18 protein-coding genes are annotated in these 20769 nt (G+C 42.3%); 7 read left to right on the forward strand and 11 right to left on the reverse strand.

The window, feature by feature from the left end; genetic code table 11:
• Positions 1–694: 694 nt before the first annotated feature.
• Positions 695–3457: a DNA polymerase I gene (gene polA / locus L2740_RS18305; RefSeq protein WP_248951497.1), complete on the reverse strand. Its 2763-nt coding sequence runs from the start codon at positions 3455–3457 to the stop codon at positions 695–697.
• Positions 3458–3844: 387 nt separating this feature from the next.
• On the opposite strand from polA, the gene elbB reads away from it, so the two are divergent.
• On the forward strand, positions 3845–4498 hold the full coding sequence (gene elbB / locus L2740_RS18310; RefSeq protein WP_248951498.1) for an isoprenoid biosynthesis glyoxalase ElbB: 654 nt from the start codon (positions 3845–3847) through the stop codon (positions 4496–4498).
• Positions 4499–4595: 97 nt separating this feature from the next.
• On the opposite strand, the gene glpG is transcribed toward elbB, so the two are convergent.
• The 5 genes from glpG to L2740_RS18335 form a co-directional block, all read right to left on the reverse strand.
• On the reverse strand, positions 4596–5435 hold the full coding sequence (gene glpG / locus L2740_RS18315; RefSeq protein ID WP_248951499.1) for a rhomboid family intramembrane serine protease GlpG: 840 nt from the start codon (positions 5433–5435) through the stop codon (positions 4596–4598).
• An 18-nt stretch (positions 5436–5453) separates the two neighbouring features.
• On the reverse strand, positions 5454–5762 hold the full coding sequence (gene glpE, locus L2740_RS18320) for a thiosulfate sulfurtransferase GlpE (RefSeq protein ID WP_248471615.1): 309 nt from the start codon (positions 5760–5762) through the stop codon (positions 5454–5456).
• 82 nt (positions 5763–5844) lie between these two features.
• Positions 5845–6870 (reverse strand): L-threonine 3-dehydrogenase, encoded by a 1026-nt coding sequence (gene tdh / locus L2740_RS18325; protein WP_248951500.1) that lies wholly within the window; start codon positions 6868–6870, stop codon positions 5845–5847.
• An 86-nt stretch (positions 6871–6956) separates the two neighbouring features.
• On the reverse strand, positions 6957–8153 hold the full coding sequence (locus L2740_RS18330) for a glycine C-acetyltransferase (RefSeq protein ID WP_248951501.1): 1197 nt from the start codon (positions 8151–8153) through the stop codon (positions 6957–6959).
• A gap of 234 nt (positions 8154–8387) precedes the next feature.
• Positions 8388–9029 (reverse strand): TetR/AcrR family transcriptional regulator, encoded by a 642-nt coding sequence (locus L2740_RS18335; RefSeq protein WP_248951502.1) that lies wholly within the window; start codon positions 9027–9029, stop codon positions 8388–8390.
• 155 nt (positions 9030–9184) lie between these two features.
• On the opposite strand from L2740_RS18335, the gene waaA reads away from it, so the two are divergent.
• Positions 9185–10453 carry a lipid IV(A) 3-deoxy-D-manno-octulosonic acid transferase gene (gene waaA, locus L2740_RS18340; protein WP_248951503.1) on the forward strand — a complete coding sequence of 423 codons (1269 nt, stop codon included), beginning with the start codon at positions 9185–9187 and terminating at the stop codon, positions 10451–10453.
• A gap of 99 nt (positions 10454–10552) precedes the next feature.
• On the opposite strand, the gene L2740_RS18345 is transcribed toward waaA, so the two are convergent.
• Positions 10553–11284 (reverse strand): 3-deoxy-D-manno-octulosonic acid kinase, encoded by a 732-nt coding sequence (locus tag L2740_RS18345; RefSeq protein ID WP_248951504.1) that lies wholly within the window; start codon positions 11282–11284, stop codon positions 10553–10555.
• An 84-nt stretch (positions 11285–11368) separates the two neighbouring features.
• Between L2740_RS18345 and L2740_RS18350 the strand changes: the two genes are divergently transcribed.
• The 3 genes from L2740_RS18350 (at position 11369) to L2740_RS18360 (ending at position 14722) form a co-directional block, all read left to right on the forward strand.
• On the forward strand, positions 11369–12454 hold the full coding sequence (locus L2740_RS18350) for a glycosyltransferase family 9 protein (RefSeq protein ID WP_248951505.1): 1086 nt from the start codon (positions 11369–11371) through the stop codon (positions 12452–12454).
• A 122-nt stretch (positions 12455–12576) separates the two neighbouring features.
• Entirely contained in the window at positions 12577–13593 is a 1017-nt protein-coding gene (locus L2740_RS18355; protein WP_338056265.1) for a hypothetical protein, read from the forward strand.
• A gap of 118 nt (positions 13594–13711) precedes the next feature.
• Entirely contained in the window at positions 13712–14722 is a 1011-nt protein-coding gene (locus tag L2740_RS18360) for a CDP-glycerol--glycerophosphate glycerophosphotransferase (protein ID WP_248951557.1), read from the forward strand.
• Positions 14723–14788: 66 nt separating this feature from the next.
• Here L2740_RS18360 and L2740_RS18365 read toward each other — a convergent pair whose 3' ends face one another.
• The 3 genes from L2740_RS18365 to wecB all read right to left on the reverse strand — a co-directional run bounded on the left by L2740_RS18365 (position 14789) and on the right by wecB (position 18229).
• A complete protein-coding gene (locus L2740_RS18365; protein ID WP_248951507.1) occupies positions 14789–15556 on the reverse strand; it encodes a glycosyltransferase family 2 protein in 768 nt (255 codons plus the stop codon).
• Between the two features lie 437 nt (positions 15557–15993).
• A complete protein-coding gene (locus L2740_RS18370; protein WP_248951508.1) occupies positions 15994–17121 on the reverse strand; it encodes a glycosyltransferase family 4 protein in 1128 nt (375 codons plus the stop codon).
• On the reverse strand, positions 17111–18229 hold the full coding sequence (gene wecB / locus L2740_RS18375; RefSeq protein ID WP_338056266.1) for a non-hydrolyzing UDP-N-acetylglucosamine 2-epimerase: 1119 nt from the start codon (positions 18227–18229) through the stop codon (positions 17111–17113). Before wecB ends, L2740_RS18370 begins: the two co-directional genes overlap by 11 nt.
• Positions 18230–18404: 175 nt before the next feature.
• Between wecB and L2740_RS18380 the strand changes: the two genes are divergently transcribed.
• Entirely contained in the window at positions 18405–18566 is a 162-nt protein-coding gene (locus L2740_RS18380; protein WP_248951509.1) for a DUF2986 domain-containing protein, read from the forward strand.
• Positions 18567–18717: 151 nt separating this feature from the next.
• Positions 18718–19941 (forward strand): sodium/glutamate symporter, encoded by a 1224-nt coding sequence (gltS, locus tag L2740_RS18385; protein ID WP_248951510.1) that lies wholly within the window; start codon positions 18718–18720, stop codon positions 19939–19941.
• A gap of 100 nt (positions 19942–20041) precedes the next feature.
• Here gltS and folM read toward each other — a convergent pair whose 3' ends face one another.
• Complete coding sequence (gene folM, locus L2740_RS18390; RefSeq protein ID WP_248951511.1) at positions 20042–20752, reverse strand: dihydromonapterin reductase; 711 nt, start codon at positions 20750–20752, stop codon at positions 20042–20044.
• Between the last annotated feature and the right edge of the window lie 17 nt (positions 20753–20769).

The following is a 20769-nucleotide window of genomic DNA, read 5'->3' on the forward strand; positions in this document are numbered from 1 at the left end:
CTCTATTTTGAGGTTTATGCTGATCTCACTGAATTTTAGGCAAAAAAAACCGACGGCATAAACCATCGGTATAAATTAGCTCTTTTGGGGAGAAGCTAAATTCAACAAGACTCAAGTTCAATCAAACTATGTTGATATCGCTTAATGAACACAGCATAACTCGAATTTTGCTCAATTTAAAGTATTTACTCTAAATTTTATTTCAGACGAAAAAAAGCCCCAGCGAATTAGATTCACTGGGGCGCCATAATTTGGCCATTTACTACAAAGTAGCAAACGTAAAAAAAAGGTCTGAAAGATAGAACATCTTAACCTCTGTACCCTACGCAGAGAATATTACTTCATTAATCGGTATATGAAAAACAGTTTTTGTAAAAAACATACAATAATGTGATGGGTATCCCAATGTTTGCTCAATAAAAATACACACTTTGATCGCAAATTTTCAGTTTAATAGCTATATATCAACAATTTATCTTGGATAATGTTAATTCTTAGCCAAAAGGGGAATTTACTGCGGTAACTGCTGTTTTATATAGGAAATAGTCGCAGTAGTGCTATTGAGCCATTTTGAGGCAGTAATAGGATAAATGGTTATCGGTAACAAATGGTGTGCAGTGAAAGGGGAGTCGATCAAGGTTAATAAAGATAGCTAGCTAACACTATTGTTAGCTAGCTGCGGTAGTCGAATGACTTAGTGAGCCTGTTCCCAGTTGTCGCCCACGCCAGCTTCGGCAAGTAGCTCAACATCTAAACTGGCAGCTGCTGCCATCAGCTCGCATATTTTGTCTTTTAAGCTATCAACTTTTGTTGCATCAACTTCAAATACTAATTCATCGTGTACTTGCATGATCATGGTGATTTCACCGGTTGTTTCCGTTGCAATCCATTTCGCGATATCAATCATGGCTTTCTTGATGATGTCGGCAGCGGTACCTTGCATTGGTGCGTTAATCGCGGCGCGCTCAGCAGCTTGTCTGCGCATTGCGTTTCTATCTTTAATTGCTGGTAGATAGAGGCGACGACCAAATAATGTCGACACGTAACCTAGATCGGCAGCAATTGCGCGAGTCTCTTCCATGTACTTCAGTACGCCCGGGTAGCGCTTGAAGTAAGTATCGATATAGCTTTGCGCTTCAGCTCGAGGGATATCTAGCTGCTTGGCTAGGCCAAATGCCGACATGCCGTAGATTAGACCAAAGTTAACCGCTTTAGCGCGACGACGTTGATCGACAGTGACTTCACTGAAATCAACATCAAATACTTCTGCTGCAGTGGCTTTATGAATGTCTTTACCTTCAGCAAACGCTGTTAGTAGGCCTTTGTCCTGCGACAAGTGCGCCATAATTCTTAATTCGATTTGCGAGTAATCGGCAGCGAGGATTTTTTTACCCTCTGGGGCAATAAACGCATGACGAATACGGCGGCCTTCTTCGGTACGAATTGGAATATTCTGCAGGTTTGGCTCGCTTGAAGATAAACGACCGGTTGCTGCATTGGCTTGGTGGTAGCTAGTGTGTACACGACCGGTTTTAGCATTAACCATTAATGGTAGTTTATCTGTGTAGGTGCTCTTAAGTTTAGCTAGGCTACGATGCTCTAAAATAATCTTCGGCAGTGGATAGTCGAGGGCTAGTTCAACTAGCACTTCTTCAGCTGTTGATGGTGCGCCTTTTGGCGTTTTCTTGATGACTGGGTAGCCTAACTTGTCGAAAAATAGCTCTTGTAGCTGCTTTGGTGAGCTTAAGTTAAATGGCTGGCCTGCGATCTCATGAGCTTTATGTTCTAGCTCATCAATCTTACGCGCGAGCTCTTCGCTTTGTTGGCCAAGTAACATGCTATCAATCAATACGCCTTGGCGCTCAATATCTGACAGAATATTAACAAGCGGTAATTCGATATCGCTAAACACACCAGCAAGCTCAGTTTGCTTTTCTAGGCGAGCCCATAAATGTTGGTGCAAGCGCAGGGTAATATCAGCATCTTCTGCGGCGTAAGGTGCAGCAGTTTCTAATGGAATTTGATTGAATGTAAGTTGTTTAGCGCCTTTGCCAGCAATCTCTTCAAAGCTAATATTTTTATGGCCGAGGTACTTAAGTGCTAAGTCGTCCATATTGTGCTTAGATGCGACAGAGTTAAACACATAAGACTCAAGCATAGTGTCAAACTGTACGCCGCGAAGTGTAATGCCTGCATTAGCAAAAATGCTGATATCGTACTTTAAGTTTTGACCGACCTTTTTCAGATTCTCATCTTCTAAAAGTGGCGTGAGCTTTTCAAATACGAGTGCTTTATCTAATTGCTCTGGTGCATCAACATAGTCGTGTGCCAGTGGCAAGTAAGCGGCTTTACCTGCTTCAACAGCAAATGAAATACCGACTAACTCAGCTTCCATATAATTAAGGCTAGTGGTTTCAGTATCAATCGCGATGAGTTCAGCTTGTTTTAGCTTGGCAATCCACGCGTCTAACTGTTCAATAGTTAGAATCGTGTCGTATTCAACCTCAAGATCTAACTTGGCAGCTGGCGCATCATCGTCTGTAGTTGGTGAAGCTGTTGTTTTATCGCCACTGTTATTGTCGAGCACTTCAGCTAGCCAGCGCTTAAATTCCATTTCGCCATAGCACTTAATTAGCTCATCTTTATCAGCCGGTTCAATTGAAAGTGCATGCCAATCTTGTTCTAGCTCTACATCTAGCTTGATGGTTGCTAGCTCGTAGCTAAGTTTAAGCATATCGGCATGCTCAATAATTTTGGCTGGCATGGTTTTCGAACCACGGAAACCTAGTTCTGGCATTTTCTCTGGTGCGGCCAAGATTTGTTCCACTCCGCCAACGCCTGTTAACATAGCTAATGCGGTTTTTTCACCTACGCCCGGTAAGCCAGGAATGTTATCGGCTTTATCACCTTGTAGCGCTAACAGATCGATGATTAGTTCTGGGCCAACACCAAACTTTTCTGTGACCTCTGCAGGCCCCATAATTGTATTGGTCATGGTATTAATTAGGGTGACGTTGTCATCCACTAATTGCGCCATGTCTTTATCGCCAGTACTAATTAATACTGCGCGACCTTCTTTACTGGCTTGGGTGGCAATCGTACCGATAACGTCGTCGGCCTCAACACCTGGAATGCAAACGAGTGGTAAACCTAGCGCTTTAATAATTCTATGCAGCGGCTCGATTTGAGTGCGCAAATCGTCAGGCATCGGCGGACGTTGAGCCTTGTACTCCGAGTACATGTCGTTACGGAATGTTTTGCCTTTTGCATCAAAAACGACCGCCATTTGTGATGGCTTATATTGGTTCAAAAGGCTACGAAGCATATTGATTACGCCGTATACGGCACCGGTAGCTTCTCCTTTAGAATTCGTTAAGTGAGGTGGTGCATAGTACGCGCGGTAAAGGTATGAAGAACCATCCACAAGAATTAAAGGGTTATCGGCAATTTTAGGCATAATTAAGTATTCGTTTATCGGTATTCGATGATGGCGCTAGCATGCCATATTAGGGCAATTTCGGCCACGTAAAATTATTTGTTAGCCTGTGGATAACTCTGTGAGTTAATGCGTGTAACTCGATCTTGAATAAAATCGGTTAGAAAAAGACTTTTGCGTAAGTGCTTGAAAAACATTTAATTAAATTAAATGTGTGAAGTGGGTTTTATTTTTGAAATTTGAAATAATTATGTGGACTTTTTATTTTTATGCGTATTTCAGCTCCATTCCTTGGTTAAATATCACTCACTTGATAAAGTGATGACCTAACTTAGCATGATAAATAATCTGATCAAGCAGTTTATTACAGGTTTGTTAAAACAATATGATATATAAAGAGGCTTTTTAATGAAAAAAGTAGCAGTTCTTCTCAGCGGCAGTGGCGTTTACGATGGCACCGAATTACATGAGTCAGTTTTAGCCTTATTAGAGATAAAAAAAGCGGGGGCAAACTATCAATGTTTTGCCCCCAATATTCCTCAATTGCATGTTGTTAATCACCTAACAGGCGAAGTGCAAGAGCATGAGTCTCGCAATGTATTGGTTGAGTCTGCCAGAATTGCCCGCGGCGAGATAAAGCCGGTAGATGAACTTAATATTGCTGAATTTGATGCGCTGATTATCCCGGGAGGATTTGGCGCGGCAAAAAATCTATGTAATTTTGCAATTGCTGGTGCTGAGCATGAGGTCGAGCCTAGTGTTAAGTACTTTATCTCGCAATTTGCCGAAAGTCATAAGCCGGTTGGCTTTATTTGTATTTCGCCAATTATGATCCCACAGCTATATGGTCAAGGGGTAAGCGGTACGATAGGCAGTGACGCAGGCACTGCGGCAGCGTTTGATCAACAAGGTGGGAAACATCAAGCGGTTAGCGTGCATGAAATAGTGGTTGATGAGCAGCATAAAGTCGTCAGTACGCCAGCTTATATGTTGGCGAGTGATATTGTTGAGGCACACTCAGGCATTAGTAAGTTAGTAGAGAAAGTGTTGCAAATGGCTTAATGGCTTAAAACGCCATTGTTAGTTGCTATGAGTAAGCCCGCATTTTGCGGGCTTACTTTTTAATAAATAGACTTTAGCTAAGTGACCTATTGAGTGGCTATATCTTACGGGTTTTGCTGTCGATAAAGCCTTGAATAACCCCCACTAGTAAACCACCAAGGTGCGCACCGTTGGCGATAGATAGGCCAAACATATCGGTAAAACCAAGTACAAGCCATAACAGCATAAAGCCAATGTAAGCGGGAGGCAGGCCGATACCTGATTCTGGTCGCCTATGTCCCATAATCCAGGTGTAACCGACTACTGCGTAAACCACACCAGATAATCCGCCGAATTGAGGCCCTGCCATAAAATACTGTAAAACGTTAGGCAACGTGCCGCCAACTAGCAGCAGAATGAATAGTGGGGCAAAACCTAATTTATTTTCTATCTTGCCGCCCAAATACCACCACCAGAGCAAATTAAAAATAATGTGCATGGCTGAAAAGTGCAGCAGACTAGGAGTGAATAGGCGCCAGATCTCGCCTGACGTGTTGGCCTGTATAGCGCCAAAAAATGACAGTTGCTCAAAAATAGGGTTAGCAAAGCCGAGATTCATTGCCGCGTAAATAATTACACAGGTAAAAAACACACTCAGAGTTAGCGGCCCTGCACCTGTGATAAATTGACTCACAAGTTGTAAACTTGGGCTACCGTAATCAAGCTTGGTGTGGGTATCGCCATTTTCCCACGAGGCAGCGAGATATTTTTCGTCAAATGGGTTATTGATAAAATGCAGGTATTCGAAGTGAGCTTGTTCAAAGTGCTGTTGATCGTGGATCATCAACGCCACACCTTGTTCGGTTGGCATCAGTTCGCAATCAATATTTAGCCCTTTTAGGTAGTCGATGAGAGCCTGTGCTGCTCGGCTGTTAGGTAGCCTGCCAATCTCAATCATACTTTACCTCTTGCATATCTATAAGTTAGCTTGATGCCATGCGCTGTAGCCACCGTCTAGGCTAAATACTTCATCAAAGCCTTGCTCATTTAAATAAGTGGCAGCACTTTGACTGCTTATTCCATGATAGCAAACAACGACCAATGGTAAGTCCATATCAGCATCACCGATAAAGTGAGCTAGATTTTCATTGTTCAGGTTAAATGCACCGTCTATATGGCCGGCTTCAAAGCTGGCCGCATCGCGGATGTCGACAATTTGCAACTCAGTTGACTCTGTTTGCATCTGAATGAGTTGATTAACACTAAGATGTTGAAAGACTGACATAGGAGACCTTGAGTTGTTGAGTTATAAAATTAGCTGTAATGCACAGTGACATACATTACAGCTAGGATAAGGAATTAACTATTTAATCCCAGTTTAGAATCACTTTACCAGATTGACCTGAGCGCATGGCATCGAAGCCTTGCTGGAAGTCATCAATACTATAGTGGTGAGTGATGATTGGAGAGATATCTAGGCCCGATTGAATAAGGCTTGCCATCTTGTACCAGGTCTCAAACATCTCACGGCCGTATATGCCTTTAATGATAAGTCCCTTAAAGATCACCTTGCTCCAGTCGATAGCCATATCGCCACCAGGAATACCTAGCATGGCAATTTTGCCGCCATGGTTCATGGTATCTAGCATTGAGTGGAATGCACTCGGTACGCCTGACATTTCTAAACCGACGTCAAAGCCCTCGGTCATGCCAAGCTCTTGCATTACGTCAGTTAGGCTTTCTTTCGCAACGTTAACGGCTCGAGTCGCCCCCATTTTTTGTGCTAGCTCTAGGCGGTATTCGTTTACATCAGTGATCACTACATGGCGCGCACCAACGTGACGACATACAGCTGCAGCCATGATGCCGATAGGGCCTGCACCAGTGATTAACACGTCTTCGCCGACTAAGTCGAATGACAACGCAGTGTGCACAGCATTTCCAAATGGATCGAAGATTGAAGCTAAATCATCAGAGATATCGTCAGGGATCTTAAACGCATTAAATGCTGGAATAACTAAGTACTCTGCAAATGCACCTTCGCGATTGACGCCTACACCTGAAGTGTTACGGCATAAATGGGTACGGCCGCCACGGCAGTTACGGCAGTGACCACAAGTAATATGGCCTTCACCTGATACGCGGTCACCTACGCTGAAACCACGTACTTCTTGTCCCATATCAACTACTTCACCAACGTACTCATGGCCAACAACCATAGGCACAGGAATAGTGTTTTGCGACCATTCATCCCAATTGTAGATATGAACGTCAGTACCACAAATTGCCGTTTTACGGATTTTTATTAATAGATCGTTATGGCCCACTTCAGGCTTAGGCGCATCAACCATCCAAATGCCTTCTTCAGGCTTTAATTTGCTTAGTGCTTTCATCTTTTAACCTATTACAAGCCTACATTTGCGACTTGTTGAATGTCTTTTAACTAGGGCTACATTGAGCAGCCCTAGTTAGTGTAATTTTAGCTGATAATGCCCATTTCTTTAGCGATACGGGTAAAGGCTTCAATCGCTTTGTCGATTTGCTCTTTGCTGTGCGCCGCTGACATCTGGGTGCGAATACGCGCTTGGCCTTTTGGTACCACAGGGAAAGAGAAACCAATCACATAGATGTTTTCAGTTAAAAGACGGTTAGCAAAATCACCAGCCAATTTAGCGTCACCAATCATTACCGGAATAATTGCATGGTCTGCACCACCTAAAGTGAAACCTGCTGCAGACATTTTTTCACGGAAATAACGGCTGTTTTCCCAAACGGCTTCGCGCAGTGCTTGGCCAGACTTGAGCATTTCAAGTACGTGAATAGACGCAGTAACAATTGAAGGTGCTAATGAGTTAGAGAAAAGGTAAGGGCGCGAACGCTGACGTAACCAGTCGATGACTTCCTTTTTACCAGAAGTAAATCCACCTGAAGCGCCGCCCAATGCTTTACCTAATGTACCGGTAATAATATCTACACGATCCATTACTTCGCAATATTCGTGTGTACCACGACCTTCTTGGCCAACAAAGCCTACAGCGTGTGAATCATCAACCATTACTAACGCGCCGTATTCATCGGCTAGGTCGCACACACCTTTAAGGTTGGCGATAACGCCATCCATAGAGAATACACCATCGGTAGCAATCATAATATTGCGTGCACCGGCTTCTTTAGCGGCTTTTAATTGTGCTTCAAGATCGGCCATATCGTTATTAGCGTAACGGAAGCGTTTTGCTTTACATAAACGCACACCGTCGATGATAGAGGCGTGGTTTAGCGCGTCGGAAATAATCGCGTCTTCAGCAGTTAATAGCGTTTCAAATAGGCCAGCGTTAGCATCGAAGCATGAAGAGTAAAGAATGGTGTCTTCCATACCTAAGAAGTCGCTTAGGCTCGCTTCAAGTTGTTTGTGAATGTCTTGGGTGCCGCAGATAAAGCGCACTGATGCCATACCGAAACCGTGTGCATCTAGGCCATCTTGAGCGGCTTTAATAAGCTCTGGGTGGTTAGCTAAACCTAGGTAGTTGTTAGCGCAAAAGTTGATAACTTGGTCGCCATTAACTTCAATTGCGGTTTGTTGAGGAGAAACAATGACACGTTCGCTTTTATATAGGCCTTCGGCTTTAACGTCGGCAAGCTGTTGATTTATCTGGTCGTAGAATGAGGTCTTAGGCACCTTTATTCTCCTTAATTAGCATTATTTTGATATTTGGAGTGGCGGCATTTTAACCTTAATTGGCGTGGCTCTACAGCCTTTTTTTCAACAGCAAAAAAGAGATTAATTAGATTAGGGAATGAGCGAAATTTTGATTAGTAAAGCTAATCAAAAAATGCTGATTATATGGAAGATAAGTAGAGTGAATTGAAGATGCGCACAGCAATCGCTATACGCATTTTTTCGTCAAGACGATTAGCTCATGCGTGAGCGATAGTGATCTTCGAGTCTTAAAAATGTAGCTTTTGAGTTGTCGGTCGCATAAGACTTAAACAGCATAATGACTCGTAATAGCCCTTCATAAAGCGACTCTTTGGTAATCGAGCCAATATTAGATTGAGTTTGGGTGAGTTTGTAACTTATCCAGAAGCTCACGAGCATTTTTATCGTATCAGCTAATGGCTTGATATCGTTATTTTCAATCGCAACAAAACCATCTTGATTTAGTTTTTCAAGCACATGGGTACAACGTGCGAGTACATCTTGTTGTGCGGTTAAATAGCGCTTCTTCAAGGTCTCATCACGACTAAGGATGTCGGCAAGGTTGGCGTACATAAAGCGAAATTGCCACAGGGTGTAAAACATTGCATCGAAATAACCGATAAGCAGATCTATATCGACTTCTTTGTCGGCGTAAGGCTGAAAACCTGACTCTAGGTGTTGCTCGTAGAGGCTAAAGATAGAGCGGATAATGTCTTCTTTATTACGAAAGTGATAATAAAGATTACCAGGACTAATATTTAGGTGGGCAGCGATATGATTGGTTGTGATTGCTCTTTCGCCATGCTCATTAAACAGCTCTAAACTGGCTTGTACGATTTTGTCACGGGTTTTCATATTCGTCCTAAATGATTTAGATCCATTGAAGTTAACCGTCGGCATTGGTGTTGCTTTGTCGCTAGGTTAACTTAACTGTTATTACGTTAAGGTGCGACTATCATGTTAGCATTAAGGTAATTCTTCAAGTAAAACTCTCGAAAGTATCTAATTTCATGAATCGTAGCCTCTATTCGATAGCTCTATACCTCATAAGCCCGTTACTGCTGGTTTATTTGGCTGTACGTGCCTTTAAAAGTCCCGATTACCGTGGGCGCTGGTCTGAGCGTTTTGGGCTAAAAAAGTTAACGCAGACCGATATTTTAGTGCATTCGGTATCTATGGGAGAAACGCTAGCGGCAGTGCCTTTGATAAAGCAGTTGCAGCAGTTATACCCTGAGTTGAGTATTACTATTACGACCACAAGTCCAACCGGTTCGGCTGAGGTGAAGAAAGCTTTTGCCGATACGGTGCAGCATTGTTATTTACCCTTTGATCTCGCTTGGTGCGCGCGCCGCTTTGTAAAACAAGTTGCGCCGAAGTACAGCATTATTATGGAAACAGAGTTGTGGCCAAACTTAATCCATTACTTGAAAAAAGCAGATGCTAAAGTTCTGCTTGCAAATGCCCGCTTGTCAGAGAAATCAGCTAACTCGTACCAAAAAAATCATAAGCTTACTCAGCCAATGCTGCAGCAGCTTGATATTATTGCTGCGCAATCAGTACAGGCTGCAGAGCGGTTTATTGCTTTAGGTGTCGCGCCCGAGCGAGTGAGTGTTTGCGGCAGTTTAAAGTTTGATATCAATATAGATCAACAACGTATTGATGCAGCAACATTACTGAGGCAGCAATGGCATGCTCAAGAGCGTCCTGTGTGGGTGGCAGGCTCAGTACATCCTGGTGAATTTGATGCCTTGATTACTGCGCATAAACAATTGTTGGGCCAGTATCCAAAAGTGTTGATGGTGATGGTACCTCGCCACCCAGAACAGTTTGATAATGCTGCAGAAGCTATACAAAACGCGGGCTTAGTCGTTGCTAGACGTAGCCAACAAACAGCGGTTTCAACCGAGACTCAAGTCGTGCTGGGCGATACGATGGGCGAGTTGCTGACGTTTTATGGCGCTGCCGATCAAGCTTTTGTTGGTGGCTCGCTGATTGTGCATGGCGGCCATAACCCTTTGGAGCCCGCAGCGATGGGATTGCCCGTCATGATGGGGCCAAATTATCGTGACTTTATCGAAATTTCTGAGTTGTTACAGTCGGCTGGTGGTTTAACTGTGGTTGATAACGCTGATGCGTTAGCAACTAATTTAATTGCATTATTTGCTAACTCTGCGGCATATGAGCAAGCAAGTATCGCTGCTAAAAGTGTGGTCGCACAAAACCGAGGTTCTCTTGCTAAGCAATTGGCTGTCGTTGAGTCTATGATAGAAAATCGCTAACTTTAGCGGAATAACTTGATACTGTTGAGTCAGTATAGAAACTTAAAAGGTCAGTTATTTAGCTGACCTTTTTGTTGCTCTTGTTTTGTAACTTTAGCTCTAGCTCTGTAATTTGGCTTGATAAGCTTGGTGTAACTGCTGCCAGTTAGCTTCATTGAAGTTAAGGCTAGGCAATATTGATAGTTCTTTTTTAAATGAGCGTAATAATCTACTCATATTGGCTTGTTGCCATTGAGTGTTCACTTTTCTTAGTTCACCGCGATCAAAGTCGATTAAATAGAACTTGTCTTTAGTGATGAGAATATTTTTGGCGTTGAGATCGGCGTGATATACACCGTAATTATGAAACTCAGCAATTGTTTCACCAAGCGCTTGCCACTGTGACTGACTCATCGAAGTTTTGCTTAATCGGGCAACTAAGTCTTCAGCACCTGCGACTCGCTCAATAATAAGATCGGCTCGGTAAAATATTCCTGAACGTTCGACATTGGCGGCAATCGGCTTAGGAACCGCAAAGCCCTGTTTGTACAGGTTATCTAATAGGGTTAACTCAGCGACAGCACGGGTTTTTTGTAGGTCGCTAAATAAGTATTGATCACGACTTATTTTCGCGATTAGGCCGCCACGGTAATAATGGCGTAACACCCACTGATTTTGTTCTGCATCAACAACTCCAGCATCAACAAACCATGTGGTATAACGGCCTTTTGATGAACCGGTTATGGCTGATCTTTCGCGCCAAAATTCAGCGCCAAACCAGTTAGGCTCGATCTGTTTTGGAGTGTGTTCGCAAAAAGCGATACTGCCTTGAGATGTTTTTTTAAACTTCATAGATAGAATTGTAAGCTAAACCATAGCACCTGCAGCCATTCTACATTAAGATCGGTAAATTGCGCCAAATAACCTTCGAGCACTATGAGCTTATCTACCTCTGACAGTAATCAAGCCCCAAATTCTAATTGCTTAAATTTAAGCGATGCTAAATCATTGTGCCTTTTAAGGTTGTCAGCTATTGGTGACGTATGCCACGCCGTTGCTATGGTGCAGGCGATTCAGCGCCGCTACCCTCAGCTTGAGATAACTTGGATTTTAGGCAAGGTCGAATATCAACTACTTAAGCATCTTGAGGGTGTTGAGTTTGTTATTTTTGATAAGTCTCAAGGTTGGCGTAGCTACTTTAATCTTAAGCGAGCGCTTAAGGGGCGTAAGTTTGATGTATTGCTGCATATGCAAGTGGCTCTTAGAGCTACTATCGCATCGTTAGCTATATCGGCCAAAATCCGCATTGGCTTTGATCGTTTCAGGGCCAAAGAAGGCCAATGGTTAGTGACTAACCACGCCATTAAGCCGCAAGCAACGCCGCACGTATTGGAAGGCTTTATGGGGTTTGCCAAAGCGATTGGGGTGACAGATTTGACTCCAAGCTGGAATATTCCTGTACCAGCTGAAGATACAGAATACGCTAAAGCACTAATTCCAGATGAAAGCCAAGTATTGGTGATTTGCGCCGCAGCCAGTAAGGCTGAGCGTAATTGGTTACCTGAGCGCTACGCTGCCGTAGCGGACTACGCCGTTACCAAAGGTTACCGGGTTATTCTGTGCGGTGGCCCAACTCAGCTTGAGCGCGACTTGGCAGATAACATTCAAGCTGCCGCAAAGTCAGGGCTAGAGAATCAAGTCGGTAAGACATCCTTACTGCAATTACTCGCCATCCTTAAACAAGCAAGCCTTGTGTTAGCGCCTGATACGGGGCCTGCACATATGGCGGTAACCCAAGGTACGCCAGTGATAGGTTTATATGCTCACTCAAACCCTGGGCGAACGGGCCCATATACTAGCCTTGACTCAGTAGTCAGTGTTTACGACAAAGTGATTCGTGAGCAAAAACAAGGAGAGATCCCTTGGGGGACGCGTGCTAAAGGTGAGAACTTGATGTCTCGGATTGGGATTGATGACGTAATGACACAATTGGACTCTCTGCTGAAGCGCAATTCGTTATAAACTCGGTTAATGTCCGAGGTTATAACGTACTTTCTACTCTAAAATAGGCTGAGTTAATGACCCTAATCTCTCCGAAGTTTTTATTCGTACCAGTGTCTTCTGCGGCGGGCGTGGGGGAGTATATGCGATCTTTAATTATTGCAAGAGAAGTGGAGCGTCGATGGCCGAATGCAACGATTCAATTTATTTTGAATCGCCATGCGCCCTATGCGGCGACATGCCCTTATCCAGCAGCACTTTTAGATGATACGCCGACTAAAAATATTAAAGCGGTTAATGATTTTATGTCATTTTTCTTGCCTGATTTTGTAATTTTTGATGCGTCTGGCCGACGCTCACAATTAGCCCACGCAAATAAGTTAGGCGCTAAAGTTATTTTTATTAGTCAACATAAGCGAAAACGCAGTCGTGGAATGAAAGTCCTCCGTGCTCGAGTGACTGATAGTCATTGGGTTGTACAACCAGAGTTTGTTATCGGTGCAATCAGCTGGTTAGATAGATTTAAATTGCGGCTGATCAATAAGCCTGCGCCTCTCGTTATTGGCCCTGTGTTTGTAAATCCGGATGAATCAACTCAAGTCGACTTGCTCAAGCGTTATGATTTATGCGCTGGTGAATATGTATTGCTAAATGCTGGATCTGGTGGGCATATGAATGCTCAAGGTTATATAGTTGAAGAGTTTGCCAAAGCGGCTGTGAATATTCATAAAGCGACTGGACTTCACTGCATTATGGTTTATGGCCCTAATTATCCGAAAGAGTTTACTCAGGTTTCTGGTGTCACTGCGATTAAAGAGTTATCGCATGTAGAGCTAATTTCGCTAATTGATAAGGCGAAAATAGCTGTTTTAAGTGGTGGAGATACCTTGTTACAAGCGATTGCATTAAAGAAACCTACATTATCGGTAGCTGTTTCTAAAGATCAGAATTATCGATTAAAAATTTGTCAAAATAACGATCTAACCGTTTGTGCTGCACACAATGCTGAGAGTATCGCGCTAGGTGCGACTAAACTTATAGAAGGTGACAGTCTGCAAAAATTGGAAGCAGCTCTGGAATTATGTAACTGCGTTAACGGCTTAAACGTTGGAATGAAGGAGATAGCTGCCTTATACAGAAGTAAGTTTGGCTGCACTTAAAATAATAAATCTAAAATCTTAGCAGTATGAAATTAACATCTAAGTGGGTGGGGGAGTTGTTGTGAGCTCAAACAACAAGCGTTATCTATTATACATAGCTCAAAATTATGCTTATGCCATGTTAAGGCCGCTTCAAGAGGCGATATTGGCGCGTGGTGATGAAGCTTGCTGGTTCTTAGAGGGAAATGAGGTTGATCCTTCGTTCTTAAAAGCAAGTGAGAGGCAATTAAAAACAGTCTCTGAAGTAAAAGCTTGGGCGCCGGATGCTGTTTTGGTACCGGGAAACGTGGTTCCTCGTTTTATTCCTGGTGTTAAAGTTGGCGTTTTTCATGGTTTTAATGCTGGAAAAGTGAATCGACGTGGCAGACAGGACCACTTTGAAATCCGCGACTGCTTTGATCTTTATTGTACTCAAGGGCCTGACACAACATTACCATTTATCGAGTTAGCAAAAAAATTTGCAACATTCAAAGTTGCTGAAACGGGCTGGGCAATGCTCGATCCTATGTACAAGCAAGGCGCAGATAACCCTTATTACATCGAGGGGGATAAGCGACCAACGGTATTATTTTGCTCAACATTTTCGCGTAATTTATCTTGTGCAGATACCGTTTACGAGCAAATTAAGACAATGTCATGCAAAGGGAATTGGCGTTGGTTAGTGCAGTTTCATCCTAAAATGAATCTAGAAACTGTTGAGAAATATAAGGCGTTGCAAAATGAAAATTTGACCTTTATCGAAACTGATAATGTATTGCCACTGTTGCAATCGGCCGATGTGATGCTTTGTGATACCTCTTCTGTATTGTTGATGTTTTTACTTCAGGGGAAGCCTGTCGTGACCTTTCGGAATCAGGAGCCTTGCTCGCATTTGCTTAATGTTGAAAAGTTAGAGGAAATTGAGCCCGCCATAGAAAAAGCATTATCTCGCCCCGCTGAGTTAATTGCTCAAATAGAAAGTTATTGTGAACAGATCCACCCATACAGAGATGGTTTATCGAGTGAACGTGTTTTAGCTGCTGTTGATAGTATGATAGACAATGGAACTGCAGACTTAAAGGTTAAGCCTGCGAACTTAATTCGACACCTTAAAATGCGTAAAAAACTTGGATATTGGAAGCTATTTTAAGAGCGCTGACTTAGTTTATCTGTAAAGTAACGATAGCTCCTTAGTGGAGGAGCTATTGTGTAGCTGTTAACTTCTCTTTTGTTCAATCAGCCACAGCCCAACGTATTTGTTAAAGTTTACTTGCGCATATGTCATTGCAACAATAAATCCCACACTTCCATCCAAAAAGCCTCTACGAATGAAATAGATATGGAAGAAAGTCCAGAGGCCGCGTAATAAAGCTAATGCCAATCCTTTTGATTTTTTGCCTTTTCGGGCATATTTTTGTGAACCTAGCCAAGCATATTGGGCTGCTTTATCTAAACCATGACCATAATCTCTATGGGTATAATGCAAAAGCAAGCCAGCTAGTTTGCCTGTTGAGCCTTCGGCCGGAATTACAGTTTCGTGTACTTCATCTAGGGTGTAACGCGATCCTTCACGTAAAAACAGGCGCAGTACAGCACGTGCACTGCGACCGTATTTTAGGGTGGTACCATAGAGAGTTACCCCCCAAGGAAGGCGGTAGGATGTCGCTTCTATACTCTCTTGAGAAAGCAGGTCGAGAATGGCTTGTTTCATTTCATCATCCAGCGCTTCATCAGCATCGATAGACAATACCCAATCACAAGTTGCTTTATCTAATGCTCGTTGTTTTTGCTTACCAAATCCCGGCCAATCAGTGACTGTAATATTGCTGGTATACTTTTGGCAAATAGCAACAGTATCGTCTGTTGAACCGCTGTCTAGTACGATAATTTCATCAGCGATTTCAGCAACAGATCTCAGGCAGCTCTCCACGCGGTCAGCTTCATTTTTGGTAATTAAAATAACGGATAAACTGTGTTTTTTCATAATGGTTATCAATATTTATGAGTATCCGACACCAATGAGGTTAGTCCATTATTCAGCTGTTAGTGTGGAGAATGTAATTAATAAGGTTATAAGAGCCTAACTTTAAAATAGGCAATTTGATGGAACTATTAATGCTGGATTAAATACTAGCAAAGTTATCTTTGTTTATGAACGATAAGGCTTAACAAACTTTCGCTTAAAATTAAAACTGTTTGTGTATAAGTGTTGAGCATCGTAAGCTTTGTTGCTCATAAAATCAGTAATATAGGTTTAAATTTTGTCACCAATAGCCTTTATTAACTAGCTTTAAGTTGTTGCTACTCGTTCTTAAAAACGACCAAGAACATGCAAACAACTTAAAGCTACATTATTTATAAATGGTCTGCTTATGGCGCCAATTTTTCGGTTTTCTAACGATTGAAAGTTAGCGAGTGGATTTAGAATTCTTTAATTAATTCAACCCACTGTTTGCTCCAGTGAGCTTTTGAACAAGGTTTTGAAATAGACTGAAGGCCTGCAAGGGCTAATTCTCGATTTAACTCTTTGTCGATAATTAATCTATCTAGAGCATTGAAAAATTGAGTTTCATCAGGAATGACTGACAATCCGTTGTACTCGCCAACGATGATATTGGATAGACCTCCGACATTGGAAGTTACAACAGTACAACCTGCAGCCATGGCCTCAATCATAGATAAAGAGGTTCCTTCAGATCCCAGTGTTGGTATCACTGCAATATGATGAGCACTATGATATTTAAAACTTTCGTTAGCTTCATATTGTTCAATACTTACATTTGGTGAGCTTTTGAAAGCATTTTTTAGATCTTGTTGTAATGGACCATTACCAGCAAAGGTGACTTTCAAGTTTTGGTGCTTTGCTAGCAATTTTTGTATTACCGGTATGATGAGTTTTATACCGCGGTACTCAACAAATCGTCTTGCAATGATAATGTTTGTGCTTCTTTCGTCATTAGCTTGCCACTTTTGTTCAAAAGCCTCTGTAGTGATTTTCTCATCAAAAAAATTATAAATAACTTTAACCTTATTGGGTTGGACATCAGCCCAAGTTCGATACCAATTTACAAAGTTATGATCTACACAAACGAGTGTGTGTGAGCTTTTGATAAAGCTAAAGTACTTTATTTGGTTAGTTAGTGATGCAAGAAAGCTAGCTGCTTTTGACTTTGTTTTTCTGGGCTTATCCCAAGATACACCGTGTTGGATTGCGACAACGTTATAACCTTTAAGGTTAACTGAATAGGAATCCGTCGCAAAAATAACGACATCTTGATCTTTATTTGCGTGTTTTTTTACCCAGTTCGCCAAAGCATATTTCTTTAGGTTACCGCGCAATAAACCTGTTTCTATACCGGCAATTGTTAAGGTGTCTTTTTGAACTGTGAAACTCTGCTTACTTGGTTGAACTAGAGTGCAATTCCACCCTTGCTCTTTGAAAGTCGTTGCCAGCGCCGTGATATAATTTTCGATACCACCCAAGCCGGTTTGCTTTCCATTTTGATCGAACATACTTCTATAGATGATATAGATATTTTTAGAGCTCATATTCTTCTCGAATAATATTTACAATACGCTGACAAGCTAGACCGTCGCCATAAGGGTTTTGTTGGCTTTCAAATAACTCTGAATTGTCTAGCAATTCAGTTACAGCTTTGACAATCGTAGACTTATTGGTGCCGATTAATTGTACCGTTCCAGCTTTCACTGCTTCTGGTCTTTCGGTTTTCTCTCTTAAAACCAGAACTGGTTTTTTAAGAGAAGGTGCTTCTTCTTGAATACCGCCCGAGTCCGTCAGAATTATATCCGCTCGATCCATTAATGAAACGAAAGACAGGTAATCCAAAGGAGCGATCAGATGCACATTGCTGAGAGAACCTAAATGATTGAATACAGGTTTTTGAACCATAGGATTCAAGTGAACTGGATATACTAAGTGACAGTCTGGGTTGGTAATTGCAATTTCTTTTAAAGCTAAGCAGATATTTTCAAAGCTTGGACCGAAGTTTTCTCTACGGTGCCCAGTAATCAGTATTACCTTTTGAGCACCTAACTCTTTTTTTAGTGACGAGATAACTGCAGACTCTTTGAATGAGTCCTTTTTTATAATATCAATCGCTTGGAAAAGTGAGTCGATTACAGTATTACCCGTAACATGAATCTTACTTGCTAAAATACCCTCATTCAAAAGGTTGTTTTTAGATGACTCGGTCGGAGCGAAGTGAAGGGTTGATAGTGTCGCAGTTAATTTGCGATTTGCTTCTTCTGGCCATGGAGACTTTATGTCGCCAGTCCTTAATCCAGCTTCTACATGGCCAACATCTACCTTTTGGTAGAATGCAGCTAAAGCAGCGGCAAATGAGGTTGTAGTATCTCCGTGAACTAATACTAATTGAGGGGCAAATTCTTTAATTACATCCCCTACGCCCTCAATGATTGCACCAGTTAACCATTCTAGTGTCTGATTGTTGCGCATTAGGTTTAAGTCGTAGTCAGGTTCTATTTCGTATATGTTCAGTACCTGATCAAGCATTTCTCTATGCTGCGCTGTTACGCACACTTTTACCTCAAAGTCTGCAACTTTTGCTAACTCTAAAACTAATGGGCACATTTTTATTGCTTCAGGTCTAGTACCGAATACAAGTAAGATTTTCACGTTTTTACCTTTATGGATTGCAGATAGCCAACACTCAAAACGGTTACCTGACTCTAGATATTATTGCTATCTTATCCTGTCATGTACCACTATTTGAAGCACTGTTATGTTTTATATTGTATGGCTTAGAAGCTATACTTTAGCATAGTCCTAATGAGCATTTGATTCAGTATTTATGAACCGCACCAAAAAAATCACTTTAAAACACATGAGCAAGCTCAAAAAAGCTAATGCGAAACTGCAAAATAGCAACAAGCCTAAGTACGTTTCTAAAGCGGAAAGAGAGCGTTTGGCTGCTTTAGAGGCTGCCGAAGCTGCACAAATAGACGGCGAATAGTTTCTTTATTGCGCAAAAAGCCACTTTTCATGATCCAGATGCCATAATTCCGACACGGCTAATATTAATTACCCTAATGAATATGCAAGAATAGCCGGCTAATTTTGGTTTTGTAGGTTGTTTACTACAAAACCTAACGGATAGGAGTTTCATGAATACTGTATATTCAATCGGAGAACTAGAATCGTTTTTGGTCGCCATCTTGGTATTGTTTATCGGCCACACAGTCAATCGTCACGTTCCTTTTTTCAAAAAGTACAACATCCCAGAGCCGATTATTGGTGGTCTGGTCGTCGCAGCTGTTATCACAGTGCTTCATTTTCAGAATATTACTTTAGCGTTTTCACTGCCGATGCAAAATACGCTGATGCTGATGTTTTTCAGTACCGTAGGCCTAGCTGCTAGCTACAAACTACTAGCTCGAGGTGGAAAAAAAGTATTTATTTTCCTCGGTATTGCGTCAATTTACATCATTTTGCAGAACGCCGTTGGCGTAAGCTTAGCCACCGCTTTAGGGCTTGAACCCTTAATGGGTCTGGTAGCTGGCTCGATTACACTTTCTGGTGGACACGGCACGGGCGCTGCTTGGTCGCAAACCTTTGCCGAGCATTACAATATGAACACCCTTGAGTTTGCTATGGCTGCGGCTACTTTTGGTTTGGTCATGGGCGGCATTATTGGTGGCCCAGTTGCGCAGCGATTGATTGATAAGCATAAGCTTGAGTCCTCATACGGCATTGGTGGTAATCACCATAAAGACCATCCGGATTTGGTGACTTATGATCAGTTAGAAGAAGACAATGTCACCGCTAAAAGTGTTTTAGAGACTTTGTTTATTATCATGCTGTGTGTTGCCGGTGCACGTTGGGTAGGCCATTTAGTGGCGAGTTTTGATATTAGTTGGCTAAAGATGCCTGACTTTGTTTACGCGTTGTTTTTGGGGGTGGTGATAACCAATCTCACCGAGATGACTCGTGGCTACAAGATGAATAACGAGTGCGTGGATATCTTAGGCACTGTGGCTTTGTCGCTATTTTTAGCTATGGCGCTAATGAGCTTAAAGTTGTGGGAAATCTTTGATTTAGCAATCCCGCTACTCATCATCTTGATGGTACAAACTGTGGTGCTCGCTTGCTTTGCGTACTTTGTGACGTTTAGAGTAATGGGGTCGAATTATGACGCTGCGGTTATGGCCGGTGGTCATTGTGGTTTTGGTATGGGAGCAACCCCAACTGCTGTGATGAACATGGGCGCACTAGTTTCGCGCAATGGCCCGTCACCGCAAGCCTTTATGGTTGTGCCTATTGTTGGTGCTTTCTTTATTGATATCGTTAATTTGATTGTTCTACAGGGATATATCGGTTTTATTCTTTAACCTGTATATCACTATAGAAAAAGGCACGCATAGCGTGCCTTTTTGCTTTCAGCCCTAAGCCAACTTCTTTAAAAGGTGACTTTTTTAACTGTTAAAACGGTTAGACTAAATGCCTACCGCCATCAATTTTTAAAGTTTGCCCAGTGGTGTAACCACTGTCGAGTAAGTAATTTACCGCTCGCAATGCTTCTGCTTCTCCGCCCTCTTGCTTGATAAGCGCTTTATTCAACGCCTTTGTTTTGTAGTTGTCATCGTCATCAGGGTTAAACATCAACATTGCTGGAGCTATGCTATTGACCTTAATTTTGGGGGCGTATTTAGCTGCAAACGAAAGCGTGAGATTTTGCAGTGCAGCTTTGCTCGCGGCGTAGGCGGCATGCTTTTTACTACCTTTGTCGACGACATAATCGGTAATATGGATGATATCGCTAAACTGCAGTGGATTGTTTTGTAACAGTGGCGCTAGCGCAAGGTTGAGCGCGTACGGAGTGCTGGCATGGATCCGTATCATTTTTTCTATAGTCGAAATAGAACAAGCGCTATCGCTGTCTGGTAGCCAATCAGAGGCGTTGTGAATAATGCCTCTTAAACTTGAGTTGTTTGCTTTGATCTTTGCGATAAGTTGCTCGGTTTGTTGAATATCGTAAAAGTCGCATTGCAACAACTGTACTTCAAGGGCTTCTAGTTGTTGCAGCTCAGGTCTAGGAGTGCGATAAGTCCCTATGACTTGATAGCCTGATTTGCTCAAGTGCTGCGCGAGGTAAAAGCCCACCCGCTTGCCTACTCCGGTGATAAGAATCGTTTTACTCATTGCCATCCTATTAGGTA

Source organism: Shewanella pneumatophori (assembly GCF_023283895.1).
In the GTDB taxonomy this organism is placed as follows: Bacteria; Pseudomonadota; Gammaproteobacteria; order Enterobacterales; family Shewanellaceae; genus Shewanella; species Shewanella pneumatophori.

Bases quoted from the DNA above. Each gene is read 5' to 3' on its own strand.
- polA (WP_248951497.1), bottom strand. From the start codon at position 3,457: ATGCCTAAAATTGCCGATAACCCTTTAATTCTTGTGGATGGTTCTTCA.
- elbB (WP_248951498.1), top strand. From the start codon at position 3,845: ATGAAAAAAGTAGCAGTTCTTCTCAGCGGCAGTGGCGTTTACGATGGC.
- glpG (WP_248951499.1), bottom strand. From the start codon at position 5,435: ATGATTGAGATTGGCAGGCTACCTAACAGCCGAGCAGCACAGGCTCTC.
- glpE (WP_248471615.1), bottom strand. From the start codon at position 5,762: ATGTCAGTCTTTCAACATCTTAGTGTTAATCAACTCATTCAGATGCAA.
- tdh (WP_248951500.1), bottom strand. From the start codon at position 6,870: ATGAAAGCACTAAGCAAATTAAAGCCTGAAGAAGGCATTTGGATGGTT.
- L2740_RS18335 (WP_248951502.1), bottom strand. From the start codon at position 9,029: ATGAAAACCCGTGACAAAATCGTACAAGCCAGTTTAGAGCTGTTTAAT.
- waaA (WP_248951503.1), top strand. From the start codon at position 9,185: ATGAATCGTAGCCTCTATTCGATAGCTCTATACCTCATAAGCCCGTTA.
- L2740_RS18345 (WP_248951504.1), bottom strand. From the start codon at position 11,284: ATGAAGTTTAAAAAAACATCTCAAGGCAGTATCGCTTTTTGCGAACAC.
- L2740_RS18350 (WP_248951505.1), top strand. From the start codon at position 11,369: ATGAGCTTATCTACCTCTGACAGTAATCAAGCCCCAAATTCTAATTGC.
- L2740_RS18355 (WP_338056265.1), top strand. From the start codon at position 12,577: ATGCGATCTTTAATTATTGCAAGAGAAGTGGAGCGTCGATGGCCGAAT.
- L2740_RS18360 (WP_248951557.1), top strand. From the start codon at position 13,712: ATGTTAAGGCCGCTTCAAGAGGCGATATTGGCGCGTGGTGATGAAGCT.
- L2740_RS18365 (WP_248951507.1), bottom strand. From the start codon at position 15,556: ATGAAAAAACACAGTTTATCCGTTATTTTAATTACCAAAAATGAAGCT.
- L2740_RS18370 (WP_248951508.1), bottom strand. From the start codon at position 17,121: ATGAGCTCTAAAAATATCTATATCATCTATAGAAGTATGTTCGATCAA.
- L2740_RS18380 (WP_248951509.1), top strand. From the start codon at position 18,405: ATGAACCGCACCAAAAAAATCACTTTAAAACACATGAGCAAGCTCAAA.
- gltS (WP_248951510.1), top strand. From the start codon at position 18,718: ATGAATACTGTATATTCAATCGGAGAACTAGAATCGTTTTTGGTCGCC.
- folM (WP_248951511.1), bottom strand. From the start codon at position 20,752: ATGAGTAAAACGATTCTTATCACCGGAGTAGGCAAGCGGGTGGGCTTT.